Origin of the sequence: Streptomyces sp. NBC_00986 (genome assembly GCF_045162565.1) — a bacterium.
In the GTDB taxonomy this organism is placed as follows: Bacteria; Actinomycetota; Actinomycetes; order Streptomycetales; family Streptomycetaceae; genus Streptomyces.
On the sequence record NZ_CP108733.1, the window covers coordinates 2745411 to 2760711 of the forward strand.

The 15301-nt window shown below is 69.5% G+C and carries 16 protein-coding genes; 13 read left to right on the top strand and 3 right to left on the bottom strand.

Translation table 11 applies throughout. From position 1 onward, the window contains the following. Window positions 1–124: 124 nt before the first annotated feature. From OG504_RS11970 to pssA, 8 genes are all read left to right on the top strand, one after another. Window positions 125–934, top strand: coding sequence for a TetR family transcriptional regulator (locus OG504_RS11970; RefSeq protein ID WP_405989801.1), 810 nt, complete (start codon window positions 125–127; stop codon window positions 932–934). Window positions 935–1357: 423 nt separating this feature from the next. After that, window positions 1358–2695, top strand: coding sequence for a crotonyl-CoA carboxylase/reductase (gene ccrA / locus OG504_RS11975; protein ID WP_405996307.1), 1338 nt, complete (start codon window positions 1358–1360; stop codon window positions 2693–2695). 17 nt (window positions 2696–2712) lie between these two features. Beyond that, window positions 2713–4752: a protein meaA gene (locus tag OG504_RS11980; RefSeq protein ID WP_405989802.1), complete on the top strand. Its 2040-nt coding sequence runs from the start codon at window positions 2713–2715 to the stop codon at window positions 4750–4752. Continuing rightward, window positions 4749–5720 (top strand): HpcH/HpaI aldolase/citrate lyase family protein, encoded by a 972-nt coding sequence (locus OG504_RS11985; protein WP_405989803.1) that lies wholly within the window; start codon window positions 4749–4751, stop codon window positions 5718–5720. The genes OG504_RS11980 and OG504_RS11985 overlap by 4 nt, the downstream gene beginning before the upstream one ends. Window positions 5721–5723: 3 nt before the next feature. After that, on the top strand, window positions 5724–6236 hold the full coding sequence (locus OG504_RS11990; protein WP_033279386.1) for a MaoC family dehydratase: 513 nt from the start codon (window positions 5724–5726) through the stop codon (window positions 6234–6236). 2 nt (window positions 6237–6238) lie between these two features. Next, on the top strand, window positions 6239–7444 hold the full coding sequence (locus OG504_RS11995) for an acyl-CoA dehydrogenase family protein (protein ID WP_365307088.1): 1206 nt from the start codon (window positions 6239–6241) through the stop codon (window positions 7442–7444). A 169-nt stretch (window positions 7445–7613) separates the two neighbouring features. Then, on the top strand, window positions 7614–8270 hold the full coding sequence (locus OG504_RS12000) for a phosphatidylserine decarboxylase (RefSeq protein WP_019062930.1): 657 nt from the start codon (window positions 7614–7616) through the stop codon (window positions 8268–8270). A 22-nt stretch (window positions 8271–8292) separates the two neighbouring features. Next, window positions 8293–9111 carry a CDP-diacylglycerol--serine O-phosphatidyltransferase gene (gene pssA, locus OG504_RS12005; RefSeq protein ID WP_405996308.1) on the top strand — a complete coding sequence of 273 codons (819 nt, stop codon included), beginning with the start codon at window positions 8293–8295 and terminating at the stop codon, window positions 9109–9111. A gap of 84 nt (window positions 9112–9195) precedes the next feature. Here pssA and OG504_RS12010 read toward each other — a convergent pair whose 3' ends face one another. Further along, window positions 9196–10314, bottom strand: a complete 1119-nt coding sequence (locus tag OG504_RS12010; RefSeq protein WP_405996309.1) for a glycerate kinase — start codon at window positions 10312–10314, stop codon at window positions 9196–9198. Window positions 10315–10512: 198 nt separating this feature from the next. Here OG504_RS12010 and OG504_RS12015 point away from each other — a divergent pair, with 198 nt between their 5' ends. Next, the gene (locus tag OG504_RS12015) at window positions 10513–11589 is read left to right on the top strand and encodes an ADP-ribosylglycohydrolase family protein (RefSeq protein WP_405989804.1); all 1077 of its coding nucleotides are present in this window, start codon (window positions 10513–10515) and stop codon (window positions 11587–11589) included. Here OG504_RS12015 and OG504_RS12020 read toward each other — a convergent pair. Beyond that, complete coding sequence (locus tag OG504_RS12020; RefSeq protein WP_405989805.1) at window positions 11586–12605, bottom strand: NAD-dependent epimerase/dehydratase family protein; 1020 nt, start codon at window positions 12603–12605, stop codon at window positions 11586–11588. The two genes, OG504_RS12015 and OG504_RS12020, sit on opposite strands and share 4 nt — an antisense overlap. A 134-nt stretch (window positions 12606–12739) precedes the next feature. On the opposite strand from OG504_RS12020, the gene OG504_RS12025 reads away from it, so the two are divergent. The 3 genes from OG504_RS12025 to OG504_RS12035 are packed head-to-tail and all read left to right on the top strand — an operon-like array spanning window position 12740 to window position 14063. After that, window positions 12740–13294: a TetR/AcrR family transcriptional regulator gene (locus OG504_RS12025; protein WP_390161040.1), complete on the top strand. Its 555-nt coding sequence runs from the start codon at window positions 12740–12742 to the stop codon at window positions 13292–13294. Next, complete coding sequence (locus OG504_RS12030; RefSeq protein WP_405989806.1) at window positions 13230–13565, top strand: hypothetical protein; 336 nt, start codon at window positions 13230–13232, stop codon at window positions 13563–13565. Before OG504_RS12025 ends, OG504_RS12030 begins: the two co-directional genes overlap by 65 nt. Further along, the gene (locus OG504_RS12035; protein ID WP_405989807.1) at window positions 13566–14063 is read left to right on the top strand and encodes an NUDIX domain-containing protein; all 498 of its coding nucleotides are present in this window, start codon (window positions 13566–13568) and stop codon (window positions 14061–14063) included. Between the two features lie 643 nt (window positions 14064–14706). Here OG504_RS12035 and OG504_RS12040 read toward each other — a convergent pair. Then, window positions 14707–14907, bottom strand: coding sequence for a DUF2191 domain-containing protein (locus OG504_RS12040; RefSeq protein ID WP_405989808.1), 201 nt, complete (start codon window positions 14905–14907; stop codon window positions 14707–14709). Between the two features lie 66 nt (window positions 14908–14973). On the opposite strand from OG504_RS12040, the gene OG504_RS12045 reads away from it, so the two are divergent. Then, entirely contained in the window at window positions 14974–15285 is a 312-nt protein-coding gene (locus tag OG504_RS12045; protein WP_405989809.1) for a hypothetical protein, read from the top strand. Window positions 15286–15301 lie beyond the last annotated feature (16 nt).

Genomic DNA, 15301 nt, shown 5'->3' on the forward strand with positions numbered 1-15301 from the left:
CGGGTTCGGTGTCGACGGGGACTGGGGCGGGCTGCTCGATCCCACCGGAGAACCCCTGCCCACAGCGGGCGGGGGATACCCCGGACGTGCGCGCCAAGCTGCGCACATGCAGTACGTTCGGGTCATGCCCCAGCCCGCCAAGCCCTCCCGTACACCAGCCACGCCCGACGCACCGGAGAGTGCCGCGGGCAGTCGCGCCGCCGCCCAGCGCCTCAAGATGCGGCGCGAGTTGGCGGCGGCCGCGATGGAGCTGTTCGCGACCAAGGGGTACGAGGCGACCACCGTCGACGAGATCGCGGCCGCGGCCGGGGTCGCGCGCCGGACGTTCTTCCGCCACTTCCGCTCCAAGGAAGAGGCGATCTTTCCCGACCACGACGACACCTTGATCCGGGCCGAGGCGGTACTCAATGCCGCCCCCGCGCACGAGCACCCGCTCGACACGGTCTGCCGGGGCATCAAGGAAGTCATGCGTATGTACGCGGCCCAGCCGGAGATCTCGGTCGCCCGCTACAAGCTGACGCGCGAGGTGCCCACCCTGCGCGAGGCCGAGATCGCGTCGGTGGCCCGCTACGAGCGGCTGTTTACGCGCTATCTCCTGGGCCACTTCGACGAGCACGCGCACGACGACGACGCCAACGACGACCCGCTGCTCGCCGAGGTCGCCGCCTCGGCCGTGGTCACCGCCCACAACCACGTGCTGCGGCGCTGGCTGCGGGCCGACGGTCAGGGCGACGTCGAGGCACAGCTCGACCACGCCTTCGGGATCGTACGGAAGACGTTCGGCAGCGGCATCGGCGCCGGCCGCACCACGACCCCCAAGCCCGCAACCGCGGCGGTGCACCAGAACGGCGAGGTCCTGGTGACGGTCGCCCGCACCGACGCCCCGCTGGACGAGGTCATGCGGACCATCGAAGAGGCACTGCGGGACCGCTGAGCCCCCGCCCCTGTGTGATGACGGCCACCCCGCGGGGTGGCCGTTTTGGCATGTCAGAGCAGGTTTTCAGGCACCTTTCAGACGCCGTTCGATCGATCATCGCTCATTTGTTACGTAAAGATTTCACCTGAGAGCGATTCATGGCACTCGGTGCCTTGCGAGGTGACACGCAGTGTCATACGTTGAAGGTGTCCGGGCGGCCGGCGTGCAGAGACCTTTCGTACGTCGGCTGTCCCCGCAACCCACCACTGGGCTGCGCGCCCGGACGCCTGCGTCACAGGCAACCTCTCGCGCCACAAAGCGCTGCCGAAGCACCACCCGCCGAACCGACGGCACCTCAGCACCCACCCTCAGCAGCAGCACCGACGTAACCATCGGCGCCCCTCCCTCAGGGCGCACTTCGCCGGAGGCAACACCGTGACCGTGAAGGACATCCTGGACGCGATCCAGTCGCCGGACTCGACTCCGGCCGATTTCGCCGCCCTGCCGCTCCCCGAGTCGTACCGCGCGATCACCGTGCACAAGGACGAGACGGACATGTTCGCGGGCCTCACCACCCGCGACAAGGACCCCCGCAAGTCGATCCACCTGGACGACGTCCCGGTGCCCGAACTCGGCCCGGGCGAGGCCCTGGTGGCCGTCATGGCGTCGAGCGTCAACTACAACTCCGTGTGGACCTCGATCTTCGAGCCGCTGTCCACGTTCGGCTTCCTGGAGCGCTACGGCAAGCTCAGCGAGCTCACCAAGCGGCACGACCTGCCGTACCACATCATCGGCTCCGACCTCGCGGGCGTCGTCCTGCGCACCGGCCCGGGCGTGAACGCCTGGAAGCCCGGTGACGAGGTCGTCGCGCACTGCCTCAGCGTGGAGCTGGAGTCGAGCGACGGGCACAACGACACGATGCTCGACCCCGAGCAGCGGATCTGGGGCTTCGAGACGAACTTCGGCGGACTCGCGGAGATCGCGCTCGTCAAGTCCAACCAACTGATGCCCAAGCCGGGCCACTTGTCGTGGGAGGAGGCCGCCGCCCCGGGGCTGGTGAACTCCACCGCCTACCGGCAGCTGGTCTCCCGCAACGGCGCCGGCATGAAGCAGGGCGACAACGTCCTCATCTGGGGCGCGAGCGGCGGACTCGGCTCGTACGCCACGCAGTTCGCGCTCGCGGGCGGCGCCAACCCCATCTGTGTCGTGTCCTCGCCCCAGAAGGCGGACATCTGCCGGGCGATGGGCGCCGAGGCGATCATCGACCGCACCGCCGAGGACTACAAGTTCTGGGCCGACGAGCACAACCAGGACCCGCGTGAGTGGAAGCGGTTCGGCAAGCGCATCCGTGAACTCACCGGCGGCGAGGACGTGGACATCGTCTTCGAGCACCCGGGCCGCGAGACCTTCGGCGCAAGCGTTTACGTCACCCGCAAGGGCGGCACGATCGTCACCTGCGCGTCGACCTCCGGGTTCAACCACGAGTACGACAACCGCTACCTGTGGATGTCCCTGAAGCGGATCATCGGCTCGCACTTCGCCAACTACCGCGAGGCCTGGGAGGCCAACCGGCTGGTCGCCAAGGGCAAGATCCACCCGACGCTCTCCAAGGTGTACTCCCTGGAGGAGACCGGACAGGCCGCCTACGACGTCCACCGCAACCTCCACCAGGGCAAGGTCGGCGTCCTGTGCCTGGCCCCCGAGGAGGGCCTGGGCGTCCGCGACGAGGAACTGCGCGCCAAGCACATCGACGCGATCAACCGCTTCCGGAACATCTGAGGGCTGAGGTCCAGTACATGACTGAGCGCCAGAAAGACCGGCCGTGGCTCATGCGCACGTACGCCGGTCACTCCACGGCAGAGGCGTCCAACGAGCTGTACCGGCGCAACCTCGCCAAGGGCCAGACCGGTCTGTCGGTCGCGTTCGACCTGCCGACGCAGACCGGCTACGACTCCGACCACATCCTCGCCCGCGGCGAGGTCGGCCGGGTCGGCGTGCCGGTGGCCCACGTCGGTGACATGCGCCGGCTGTTCCAGGACATCCCCCTGGACCAGATGAACACCTCGATGACGATCAACGCCACCGCCATGTGGCTGCTGGCGCTCTATCAGGTCGTCGCCGAGGAGCAGGGTGTGGACATCACCCAGCTCCAGGGGACGACCCAGAACGACATCGTCAAGGAGTACCTGTCGCGGGGCACGCACGTGTTCCCGCCGGTTCCCTCGCTCCGGCTGACGACCGACATGATCTGCTACACGGTCAACCACATCCCCAAGTGGAACCCGATCAACATCTGCAGCTACCACCTCCAGGAGGCCGGGGCCACCCCGGTCCAGGAGATCGCGTACGCGATGTCCACCGCGATCGCCGTCCTGGACGCGGTGTTCGCGTCCGGCCAGATCCCCGAGGACCGCAGGGGCGATGTCGTCGCCCGCATCTCCTTCTTCGTGAACGCGGGCGTCCGCTTCATCGAGGAGATGTGCAAGATGCGCGCCTTCGGCCGCATCTGGGACGAGGTCACCCACGAGCGCTACGGCATCGAGAACCCGAAGCAGCGCCGCTTCCGCTACGGCGTGCAGGTCAACTCGCTGGGGCTTACGGAGGCGCAGCCGGAGAACAACGTCCAGCGGATCGTGCTGGAGATGCTGGCCGTGACGCTGTCGAAGGACGCACGCGCGCGTGCCGTGCAACTCCCGGCGTGGAACGAGGCGTTGGGGCTCCCCCGGCCCTGGGACCAGCAGTGGTCGCTGCGCATGCAACAGGTGCTGGCCTACGAGAGCGACCTGCTGGAGTACGCGGACATCTTCGACGGTTCGCACGTCATCGAGGCGAAGGTGGCCTCCCTGGTCGAGGAGTCCCTCGCCGAGATGGACCGCATCGAGGAGATGGGCGGCGCGATGGCCGCCGTCGAGTCCGGCTATCTCAAGTCTCAGCTCGTGTCCTCGCACGCGGAGCGCCGGGCCCGTATCGAGTCCGGTCAAGAGAAGATCGTCGGCGTCAACATCTTCAACACGACCGAGCCCAATCCGCTCACCGCCGACCTCGACACGGCGATCCAGACGGTCGATCCGGCCGTGGAGGCCCGGGTCATCGCGTCGTTGCAGCGCTGGCGGGACACGCGCTACCAGCCACCGTTCAACCACCCGCGCCCGTGCAAGGCGCTGGAGCGGCTGAAGGAGGCCGCCAAGGGCACCGACAACCTCATGGAGGCCACCCTGGAGTGCGCCCGCGCCGGCGTCACGACCGGCGAGTGGGCCGGGGCCCTGCGGGAGGTGTTCGGCGAGTTCCGGGCGCCCACGGGCGTCTCGTCGGCGCCGGTGGCGGTCCCCGCCGAGGAGGGCTCGGCGATGGCCGAGGTGCGCCGCAAGGTGGATGTGACGGCGCGCGAGATGGGCGCCGGGAAGCTGCGCTTCCTGGTCGGCAAGCCGGGCCTGGACGGGCACTCCAACGGCGCCGAGCAGATCGCCGTACGCGCGCGTGACGCCGGCTTCGAGGTGGTGTACCAGGGCATCCGGCTGACCCCGGAGCAGATCGTGGACGCGGCCCTCGCCGAGGACGTGCACGCGGTCGGGCTGTCCATCCTGTCCGGCTCGCACGCCCAGTTGGTGCCGGACGTCCTCGAACGGCTCCGTGTGGCCGGTGCCACAGACATACCTGTCATCGCCGGTGGGATCATCCCCCATGGTGACGCCGAACAGTTGCGGGCCGCCGGAGTGGCGGCGGTCTTCACACCGAAGGACTTCGACATCACCGGAATCATCGGCCGCATCGTCGACGAGATCCGGAAAGCGAACAAGCTCGACCCTCTGCTCGACCCCTTGGAGGTCCCCGCATGACCACGCCCGCCCCCGTCAACCGGCTTCGCCCGCGGCGCTCCTGTCTCGCGGTCCCCGGGAGCAACCCGCGCTTCCTGGAGAAGGCGCAGGGCCTCCCGGCCGACCAGGTCTTCCTGGACCTGGAGGACGCGTGCGCGCCGCTCGCCAAGCCCGAGGCGCGGCACACCATCGTCAAGTTCCTCAACGAGGGCGACTGGACGGGCAAGACGCGGGTCGTGCGCGTCAACGACTGGACGACCGAGTGGACGTACCGCGATGTCGTCACGGTCGTCGAGGGCGCGGGCCAGAACCTCGACTGCATCATGCTGCCGAAGGTGCAGACGGCCCAGCAGGTCGTCGCCCTGGACCTGCTGCTGACGCAGATCGAGAAGACTATGGGCTTCGAGGTCGGCAAGATCGGCATCGAGGCGCAGATCGAGAACGCGCAGGGACTCAACAACGTCAACGAGATCGCGCAGGCCACGCAGCGCGTCGAGACGATCATCTTCGGTCCCGCCGACTTCATGGCGTCGATCAACATGAAGTCGTTGGTCGTGGGTGAGCAGCCGCCCGGCTACCCGGCGGACGCCTACCACTACATCCTGATGAAGATCCTGATGGCCGCCCGCGCCAACAACCTCCAGGCGATCGACGGCCCTTACCTCCAGATCCGCAACCTCGACGGCTACCGCGCGGTCGCCCAGCGTGCCGCCGCGCTCGGCTTCGACGGCAAGTGGGTGCTGCACCCGGGCCAGGTCGAGGCGTCCAACGAGATCTTCTCGCCGTCCCAAGAGGACTTCGACCACGCCGAGTTGATCCTGGACGCGTACGACTACTACACGTCCGAGGCGGGCGGCAAGAAGGGCTCCGCGATGCTCGGCGACGAGATGATCGACGAGGCCAGCCGCAAGATGGCGCTCGTCATCTCGGGCAAGGGCCGGGCCGCCGGTATGGAGCGCACCTCCAAGTTCGAAGCCCCGGAGGCCTGAGCCATGCAATTCGGACGCACCTACGAGGAGTTCGAGGTCGGCGCGGTCTACAAGCACTGGCCCGGGAAGACCGTCACCGAGTACGACGACCACCTCTTCTGTCTCCTGACGATGAACCACCACCCGCTCCACATGGACGCCAACTACGCCGAGAACACAACGGACTTCGGCAAGAACGTCGTGGTCGGCAACTACATCTACTCGCTCCTGCTGGGCATGTCGGTGCCGGACGTGTCGGGCAAGGCGATCGCCAACCTGGAGGTCGAGTCGCTCAAGCACGTGGCGCCGACGTTCCACGGGGACACGATCTACGGCGAGACCACGGTCCTCGACAAGACGCCCTCCAGGTCGAAGAACGACCGCGGGATCGTGTACGTCGAGACCAAGGGCTACAAGCAGGACGGCACGCTGGTCTGCGTGTTCCGCCGCAAGGTGATGGTGCCGACCGAGACGTACATCAAGGAGCGCGGCGGCGAGCAGCCCGGCCGCCCCCAGCTCAAGGAGCAGGAGAAGTAGCCATGGCGCGACTCGCCCAGACCGCCGGTCTCACCGACATCCAGCGGGAAATCCTGTCCACCGTCCGCGACTTCGTGGACAAGGAGATCCTCCCGGTCGCCACCGAGCTGGAGCACCGCGACGAGTATCCGCAGCAGATCGTCGACGGGCTCAAGGAGTTGGGCCTCTTCGGTCTGATGATCCCGGAGGAGTACGGCGGCCTGGGCGAGTCCCTGTTGACGTACGCCCTGTGTGTGGAGGAGATCGCACGCGGGTGGATGTCGGTGTCCGGCATCATCAACACCCATTTCATCGTGGCCTACATGCTCAAGCAGCACGGCACCCAGGAGCAGAAGGACCACTTCCTGCCGCGCATGGCGGCCGGCGACATCCGGGGCGCGTTCTCGATGTCGGAACCCGCGCTGGGTTCGGACGTCTCGGCGATCACGTCGAAGGCGGTGAAGGACGGCGACGAGTACGTCCTGACCGGCCAGAAGATGTGGCTGACGAACGGCGGTACGTCGTCACTTGTCGCCGTTCTCGTGCGAAGTGACGAAGGCCACCCGGAGGGCACCGCGCCCCACAAGTCGATGACGACGTTCCTGGTCGAGAAGGAGCCCGGTTTCGGAGAGGTCCGGCCCGGGCTGACCATCCCCGGGAAGATCGACAAGATGGGCTACAAGGGCGTCGACACCACCGAGTTGATCATGGACGGCCTGCGGATTCCGGCCGACCGCGTGCTCGGCGGCGGGACCGGCCGAGGTTTTTACCAAATGATGGACGGAGTCGAGGTGGGCCGCGTCAACGTGGCGGCGCGTGGCTGCGGTGTCGCTCAGCGTGCCTTCGAACTGGGCGTCTCGTACGCGCAGCAACGTCACACGTTCGGGAAGCCCATCGCCCAGCACCAGGCGATCCAGTTCAAGCTCGCGGAGATGGCCACCAAGGTCGAGGCCGCCCATGCGATGATGGTAAATGCGGCACGCAAAAAGGACTCCGGCGAACGAAACGACCTTGAGGCAGGGATGGCGAAGTACCTCGCCTCCGAGTACTGCAAGGAGGTCGTCGAGGACGCCTTCCGGATCCACGGCGGGTACGGCTTCTCCAAGGAGTACGAGATCGAACGCCTTTACCGCGAGGCGCCGATGCTGTTGATCGGCGAAGGTACCGCCGAAATCCAGAAAATGATCATCGGGCGCAGGTTGCTCGAAGAGTATCGATTCCAGGGCTGATTGTCCGTTTCGGGGTGTTTTCATCGAGAAGAAGATCACACCCCGTCAACGCTCCTCAGCCGCCGACTCGGCTTCCTGGCTTGCCCAGTTGTGGCCCGCGACCGGTACGATCCCGGGAAAGCCGCCGTCCCCCGTTACAGCGCGGCATCATCCGCTACGAAGGTCATCCATGCCCCACAGCCAAACCTCTGCACCACGCGACAGCCTGGCAGGCGTACGCCTCGCGCGCGGAGCATCGCCGTGGCTCCTGCCGACCGTCGCCACCGCAGCCCTCAGCCTGGTACGTGCGCGCAAGTCCGGCGCCGCCAAGGTCGTGGCCGTACCCGCCACCGCGCTCGCGGCGGGCATGCTGTGGTTCTTCCGCGACCCCGAGCGCGAGATCACCCAGGGCCGGGTCATCTCTCCCGCCGACGGTGTGGTGCAGAGCATCATGCCGTGGAAGGACGGTCGCACCCGCGTCGCCATCTTCATGAGCCCGCTGAACGTCCACGTCAACCGCGCGCCGCTCTCCGGCACGGTGACGTCGGTCGAGCACATCCCGGGCGGTTTCGTTCCCGCGTTCAACAAGGAGAGCGAGAACAACGAGCGGGTCGTCTGGCACTTCGACACCGAGCTCGGTGACATCGAGATGATCCAGATCGCCGGCGCCGTCGCCCGCCGCATCGTCCCCTACGTCCCGCAGGGCACGAAGGTCGAGCAGGGCGAGCGCATCGGACTGATCCGCTTCGGTTCACGCGTCGACATCTACCTCCCCGAGGGTGTCGAGGTGGACGTGGAGGTCGGCCAGAAGACCATGGCTGGGGTGACTCGCATTGACCGTGGTTGATCCGGAGACACAGGCGGGCTGGGTGCCCGAGGCCGATGAGGTGGACGACGAGGAGGAGATGCCTCTTTCTCTCCGCCTCTCAATAGCGGACACCCTCACCCTCGGCAACGCCACCTGCGGCTTCATGGCGGTGTACTTCACCACCACCGGCATCCTGATCCCGCACCTGACGGGCAACGACGAGTCGACCGGCATGGCCCGCCACAGCGCGGCCACCGCGGTCATCCTGATGCTGTGCGCGGCGGTCTTCGACCTCTTCGACGGCCTCGTCGCCCGCAAGCTGCGCTCCTCCCCCATGGGCGCGGAGCTGGACAACCTGTCGGACCTGATCAGCTTCGGCCTCGCGCCAGCGTACTTCGTCCTCGTCTACGGCATGGTCGCCGACGACGCGCACCAGAGAGTGGCCGCGGTCGGGGCGATCGTGGTGCTGCTGGCGGTGGTGCTGAGACTGGCCCGCTTCTCGTGCGTGACGCCACCGAACGGCATGTTCCAGGGCATGCCCTCCCCATTCGGTGCGCTGACGGTGGTCTCGATCGTGCTGCTCGAACTGCCCTTCGTGGCAACGCTGCTCGCGATCCTGGGCACCGCCTGGCTGATGGTGAGCCGGGTCGAGTACCCGAAGCCGCGCGGCCGCCTCGCGGTGGCGATGCTCGCCTGGATCGTCCTGTCGATGGGCCTGCTGGCCTCCTGGGCGTTCGACGCCCCGGGCGGTCAGCTGCTCCTCCAGACGGGCTGCGCGCTCCAGTTGGTCATGGGCGCGGTGATCCCCCTGTTCGCGACGGCCCGCCGCGTGAACAACTTCCGCGGCAACCGGCGTGAGGCGCGGGCGGCACAGCCGTAGTCGTTCTCCAGCGCTGACGAAGGGCCCCGGACCGGTTTACGGTTCGGGGCCCTTCAACGTTCCTCGGGTTCCTCGGGGTGAGCCTCAGACCAGGAAGTCCCGCGCGATGTTCTCCGCCACCCGCTCCAGGATCGGCCCGGCATCGGCGATGCACTTCACCACGTCCGGCTCGAGCGACGTGAGGGGATACGCGCGACGGATGCCCGCGTGGCCCAGGGACTGCGGGGGCAGGGCGAGGCGGCCGCAGACGGCGACGACTTCCTTGCCCTCGGCGCGGGCCGCCGCGGCGACGCCTGCCGGGGCCTTGCCGTGGAGGGTCTGTTCGTCGAGGGAGCCCTCGCCGGTGATGACGAGGGTGGCGCCCTCCAGGGCGGAGGCGAAGCCGAGGACGTCGAGCATGACCTCGATGCCGGGGCGGAAGCGGGCGCCGAGGAGGAGGGCGCCGTAGCCGATGCCGCCGGCGGCACCCGCGCCGGGTGCCGCGGCGTACTCGGCGGCCCTGGTGCCGATCGACTCTTCCAGGACCTTGGCGTAGTGGCCGAGGGCCGCGTCGAGGGCGTCCACGTCGTCCGGCGCGGCGCCCTTCTGGGGGCCGTAGACCGCGGGGGCGCCCTTGGGGCCGGTGAGCGGGTTGTCGACGTCGCTCGCGAGGATCAGGTCGACGGTGGTGAGTCGTGGGTCGAGGCCGGTGAGGTCGGCCGAGGCGAGGTCGGTGAGGCCGCCGCCGCCCGGGGGGACGGGTTCGCCCTCCGCGTCCAGGAAGCGGGCCCCGAGGGCGGAGAGCATGCCCGCGCCGCCGTCGGTCGTGGCGCTGCCGCCGACGCCGAACACGATCGTGCGGGCGCCCGCGTCGAGCGCGGCCCGCAGCAGTTCGCCGGAGCCGTACGTCGAGGAGGTCAGCGGGGCGAAGACGCCCTTGGGCAGGCGTTGCAGCCCGCTCGCCTCGGCCATCTCCACGACGGCCGTGTCGCCGCGTACCGCGAAGGCGGCGGTGACCTCGTCGCCGAGGGGTCCTGCGACCCGTATCTCCCGTCGCTCGAAGCCCGCCGCGACGGCCGCGTCCACCGTGCCGTCGCCGCCGTCGGCGACCGGCATCGCGGTCACGTCCAGTTCGGGTACGACCCGGCGCAGCCCGGCCGTCACCCGCTCGGCGACCTGCACGGCCGTCAGCGACCCCTTGAACTTGTCCGCGGCGATGAGCACCCTGTGGGTGCCCCTCTGTGCAGCGTTCGCCACCTTGCGATCCCCTTGCTCTACGGGCCCCCGCGCGTTCAGGGGCCAGTCGCGCCGCTGCGACCTTAACCGGCGGACGCCCCCGCCGTCATGCCCCGACCGAACGCTGGGACCGCGCTGAGCAGACCCTGTGCCGCTGCCCGGCCCGGAATCGGGTACACCGGAGGTATGACCCTTGTGGGCACTGAGCCGGCGTTCGCGGACCGCATCCTCGGGGGCTGGCTGGGCCGGATCGCGGGCAACATGCTCGGCAAGCCGGTCGAGCAGGGCGACCTGTGGACGCGCGACCGCATCGACCGCTATCTCCGGCGGGCCGCCGCCCTGCCCCTGACCGACTACCTCCCCGAGCCGCCGAGCGAGTACGACGGCTTCGAGCTGCGCCCCGAGTGGCAGCGGTGCGTACGCGGCCGGATCCACGGCAGCTGCCGTGACGACGACGTCGACTACGCCATCCTCGGGCTCGACCTCCTGGAGACCCACGGCTTCGGCTTCAGCACCGAGCAGGTCGGCGAACTGTGGCTGCGGAGACTGCCGTATCTGCAGACGTTCACCGCCGAGCGCGCCGCCTACCGCAACCTCGCGAACGGCCTCAAGCCGCCACTGACGGCGACGCACGACAACCCGTACCAGGAGTGGATCGGTGCCCTGATCCGCGCCGACGTCTACGGCTGGACCAGCCCGGGCGACCCGCGTCGCGCGGCCCAACTGGCGCGCAGGGACGCGGTGTTGTCCCACTCCGGGAACGGTGTCTACGGCGCCATGTGGGCCGCCGCTCTCATCTCGGCGGCGTTCACCGCGCCGACCGTACGGCACGCGCTGGACACGGCGCTGACCGTGATCCCGCCGGGCTGCCGTCTCGCGCGGACCGTGCGGCGGGTGCTGACGCTGCACGAGACGCGGATGACCTGGGAGGACACGCTCAGCACGGTGTCCGAGGAGACCGCGGGGCTCGGCTGGATCCACACGATCCCGAACGCGGCCGTCCTCACCGCCGGACTCCTGTACGGCGACGGCGACTTCACCCGCACCATCACGCTGACCGTGCGCGGCGGCCTGGACACCGACTCGAACGGCGCGACGGCCGGTTCGGTCGCCGGGGTGCTGACCGGCGCGGACGCGATCCCGGGGCAGTGGAAGGACCCGCTGGAGGACACCGTGCGCAGTGCGGTGTTCGGCTTCGACGGGGTGCGGATCAGCGAACTGGCCGCGCGGACGGTGCAGTTGGCGGAGGCCGCCGACTCCTAGACGGCACCCTGCGCGATGAGGCTCCGGGCACAGTCGAGTACGGCTTCCCTCGCCGGGCGCGGTTCCCAGCCGAGGACGCGGCGGGCCTTCTCGGTGCTGTGCCGGTTGCGTCGGCCGAGCGCGGGGGTGATCTCGCGCAGGGACGGGTCCCGGAAGCGGGCGGCGAGGCGGACGGCGAAGTCCGGGAGGCGGCGCGTGGAGACGGTACGGCCGTGCTCGCCGAGGCCGTCGCGCAGAGTGCGGGCGATGTCCTCCATCCACACGAACTCCCCGGTGGCCAGGAAGCGTTGGCCCGCTGCGGCCGGTGATTCCATCGCCCGGATGTGGACGTCGACCAGGTCGCGGACGTCCACGACTTCGAGGCCGATGCGCGGAACGCCGGGCATCTTGCCGCTCACCATGCGCGCGATGATGCCCACGGAGCCCATGTTCGCGGTGGTGAGGACCGGTCCAAAGACGGCGCCGGGGAGGACGGTGGTCAGCTCGGTCGGGCCGTCGTAGTCGCGCATGAAGTCCCAGGCGGCGCGCTCGGCAAGGGTCTTGGAGCGGCGGTACGGGATCAGGGTGGGGTCCTCTGGATCGGTCCACAGCTCCTCGTCGGTGACGCCTTCGGAGGCGTACGACGAGGGGCTCGCGGCGTTCGCGGCCGAGGTCATCACCACGCGTCGTACGCCTGCCTCGGTGGCCGCGCGCAGAACGCGCAACGCTCCGCCACGGGCCGCGGCGATCAGGGCCTCGGGGTCGTCGGAGGCGGCGCCGAGCGGGGAGGCGACGTGCAGGACGAAGTCGACGCCCTTGAGGGCGGCGTCCCAGCCCTCGTCGGCGGTGAGGTCGGCGACGGCGAAGCTCAGCCGGCCGGCGGGGTCGGCGACGGTCGCGACGGCGTCGGTGACCGCGCGTTCCTTGCCCGGGGCACGGACGGTCGTACGGACGTCGTAGCCGCGGCGGAGCAGTTCGGCGATGCACCAGCCTGCGATGTAGCCGCTGCCTCCGGTGACGAGGACGAGTTCGGGCATGACGGTGCTCCCTGCGGTGTCGGGTGGGGGTGTGCCAGAATGGAGAGCGAAACGGAGGCCCCTCCGGTACATGCCCCAACGTACCGGAGGACCCTCCGCTTAGCAATCCGACACCCGACGGACGGCCCGCACCCGTGAACCCGAAACCGACCCGCCGCGACGCCCTCGACAACCGGGAACGCATCCTGACCGTCGCCCGCGAGGCGATCGCCGCGTCGAGCAGCGCGTCCCTCACCGCGATCGCCAAGGAGGCGGGCGTCGGCATCGGAACGCTGTACCGCCACTTCCCCACCCGGGAGGCGCTGATCCTGGAGCTGTACCGCCACGACATACAGCACCTGATCGACCGCGCGCCGGCGCTCCTCGCGGACCATCCCCCACTCGTCGCGCTACGCCTCTGGTTGGACGAGGTCGCCCACTACGGGAGGCTCAAGTACGGCGTCGCCGAGGTCATCCACGCGGCGACGGACGGGGGTGCCGACGACGAGTACTTCGCGCCCTTCGTGGCCGCAATCGCCGTACTCCTGAAGGCGGGAGCGGCCGACGGGTCGCTCAAGTCCGGGCTCGATCCGGAGGACGTACTGCTTCAGTTGAGCGTGCTGTGGCGGCTCGATCCGGCACGGGGTGGGGAGGCGCGGGCGGGGCGGATCCTGGACCTCATCGTGGACGGGCTGCGGGCGACTCCCTAAGGGGCGTGCCGTCGAACGCCAAGGGCAGGAAGCGCGGATCGCCGAACTGATCGCCACCAGCCCGCACTTCGCGCGCCTGTGGGAGGCACGCGAGGTGGTGGAGTTCCGCTCGTCCGTACGTCGTTACCGGCACCCCAATGCGGGTGACATCGAGGTGTCGTTCGTACGGCTCGCGGGTGCAGGAGGCGCCCTGGTCGAGCCTGGTCTGTCACTTCCCGGTGCCGGGCAGCGAGTCGGAGAGGCGGCTGCGCGGGCTGGTTACCCTTCCTGAATGACCACTACGCAAGACTTCGCCACGTACCTCGCGGGTCTCCCCCGCATCCTCGCCGGGGCCGCCGCCCTCTTCCGTGACACCGAGGGCCAGGTCCTCCTCGTCGAGCCCAACTACCGTGAGGGCTGGGCCCTTCCGGGCGGCACGATCGAGTCGGACGACGGCGAGACCCCGCGCCAGGGCGCGCGCCGCGAGACCTTGGAGGAGATCGGCCTCGACGTCGAACTCGGCCAGCTGCTCGCCGTCGACTGGGTCTACCACGGCCCGGACTACCCGCCGTTGGTGGCCTACCTGTACGACGGCGGAGTCCTCACGGCCAAGGACCTCAAGTCGATCCAACTCCAGGAGGAGGAGCTGCTGTCGTGGCGCCTCGTCCCACGCGAGGAAGTCACGGAGTACCTGCCGGGGTCGTTGGGGCTTCGGGTCCTGGTCGCGCTGGATGTGCTGGAGGAGGGGGCGGGGACCGCGGAGTTGGAGAACGGGCGGCGGGTCGGCTGACGGGGCGGCGGGGCGGCGAGCGCGGATCGGTTGACACGGGGCGGAGGGCCCCCGGGGGGATCACGCCGGGCGGAGCGGCCGAGGGGCACGTCGGCTGACACCGGGAGGAGAGCCGGGGTGGGCGTGGCGGTGACGCTGAGCGGCCGGCAGACACCGGGCAGCAAGCCGAACGCCTGAGCAGGGTGGCTCACGCCGGGCGGAAGACCTCGGGGCGGGCGCAGTGCATGACGTCCGGCGGCTGAGCCGGGGCGGGCGGCGTGGACAACGCCGTCGGCGGCCAGGCAAGTTGACCGACATCGGCCGCCCAGGCCGCCACGGCTCACGCCGGGCAGGAGGCGTAGGGCGGGCGCGCTGGACGATACCGGGAAGGGTGACTGACACCGGGCCGGAAGACTGGGCGGCCGGGCACAGCAGCTGACGCCGGGCGGAGGGCCCGGAGAGCGGCGACGTCGACAACTCCCGGCACGGCCGGGCAGGTTGACCGGCGTGGGCCGCCCGGTGCGCGTCGGCTCACGCCGAGCAAAAGGCGTAGGGCGGGCGCAGTGGACGACACAGGGCGGCTGGGCCGCGGGGCAGGCGAGATCGGCAACACCGGTGGCAGCCAGGCGAGTTGGCCCGCATCAGCCTCCCAGTCCGGCAGGGCTCAGCCCTCGACCTCCCGGGGTTTCACGTCCACCTCGCGCAGCGCGTCGTCGCGGGTCTCTGCCCTGGCCTCCGTGCGGTGGCCACGCTCGATGTAGTCGCGGACGACGAGTTCGACGGCGTCCTGCGGGTTGCCCACGCCCGCGAGCACCATGACTTCCACGACGAGCGCTGCGTCGAGCGAGACGGTCACCTTGGCCATGCGCGGACGGTAGCACCCGGTACCGGGCCAGAACATCCGGACAGATCAAGGAGCAACTCCCCACCGATGACAAGTTCTTCCCCCGTGGACGACGACCGCGGCTGCCTGCGCATGGTCCTCGCCGTTCCTCTGGTGCTACTCACCCTTGTCGCAGTGTGGTGCTGCTGGGCGGCACTGACCATCCGTCCGTCCGGCTCCTGGGACGACGACGCCTACGCCGGCATCGTTCTCGCGTGCGTGCTCGCCATCGGGGCCGCCGGTGCGGTGGTGGGGGTGTGGCTGCTGCCGTCCGTACGGCGGGTCATGGGGTGGTGGTGGGTGGGGCCCGCCTTCGTGTCCGGCGTGCTCGCGGTGATCCGGTACGTGACGGTCGGTTGACCCGGCGATATCCACT

Excerpts from the sequence above, each read along its gene's own strand:
- OG504_RS11990 (WP_033279386.1), top strand. The coding sequence starts at position 5,724 with ATGCAATTCGGACGCACCTACGAGGAGTTCGAGGTCGGCGCGGTCTAC.
- OG504_RS12045 (WP_405989809.1), top strand. The coding sequence starts at position 14,974 with ATGACAAGTTCTTCCCCCGTGGACGACGACCGCGGCTGCCTGCGCATG.
- OG504_RS12020 (WP_405989805.1), bottom strand. The coding sequence starts at position 12,605 with ATGCCCGAACTCGTCCTCGTCACCGGAGGCAGCGGCTACATCGCAGGC.
- OG504_RS12040 (WP_405989808.1), bottom strand. The coding sequence starts at position 14,907 with ATGGCCAAGGTGACCGTCTCGCTCGACGCAGCGCTCGTCGTGGAAGTC.
- OG504_RS11970 (WP_405989801.1), top strand. The coding sequence starts at position 125 with ATGCCCCAGCCCGCCAAGCCCTCCCGTACACCAGCCACGCCCGACGCA.
- OG504_RS11985 (WP_405989803.1), top strand. The coding sequence starts at position 4,749 with ATGACCACGCCCGCCCCCGTCAACCGGCTTCGCCCGCGGCGCTCCTGT.
- OG504_RS11980 (WP_405989802.1), top strand. The coding sequence starts at position 2,713 with ATGACTGAGCGCCAGAAAGACCGGCCGTGGCTCATGCGCACGTACGCC.
- OG504_RS12015 (WP_405989804.1), top strand. The coding sequence starts at position 10,513 with ATGACCCTTGTGGGCACTGAGCCGGCGTTCGCGGACCGCATCCTCGGG.
- OG504_RS11995 (WP_365307088.1), top strand. The coding sequence starts at position 6,239 with ATGGCGCGACTCGCCCAGACCGCCGGTCTCACCGACATCCAGCGGGAA.
- OG504_RS12000 (WP_019062930.1), top strand. The coding sequence starts at position 7,614 with ATGCCCCACAGCCAAACCTCTGCACCACGCGACAGCCTGGCAGGCGTA.
- OG504_RS12035 (WP_405989807.1), top strand. The coding sequence starts at position 13,566 with ATGACCACTACGCAAGACTTCGCCACGTACCTCGCGGGTCTCCCCCGC.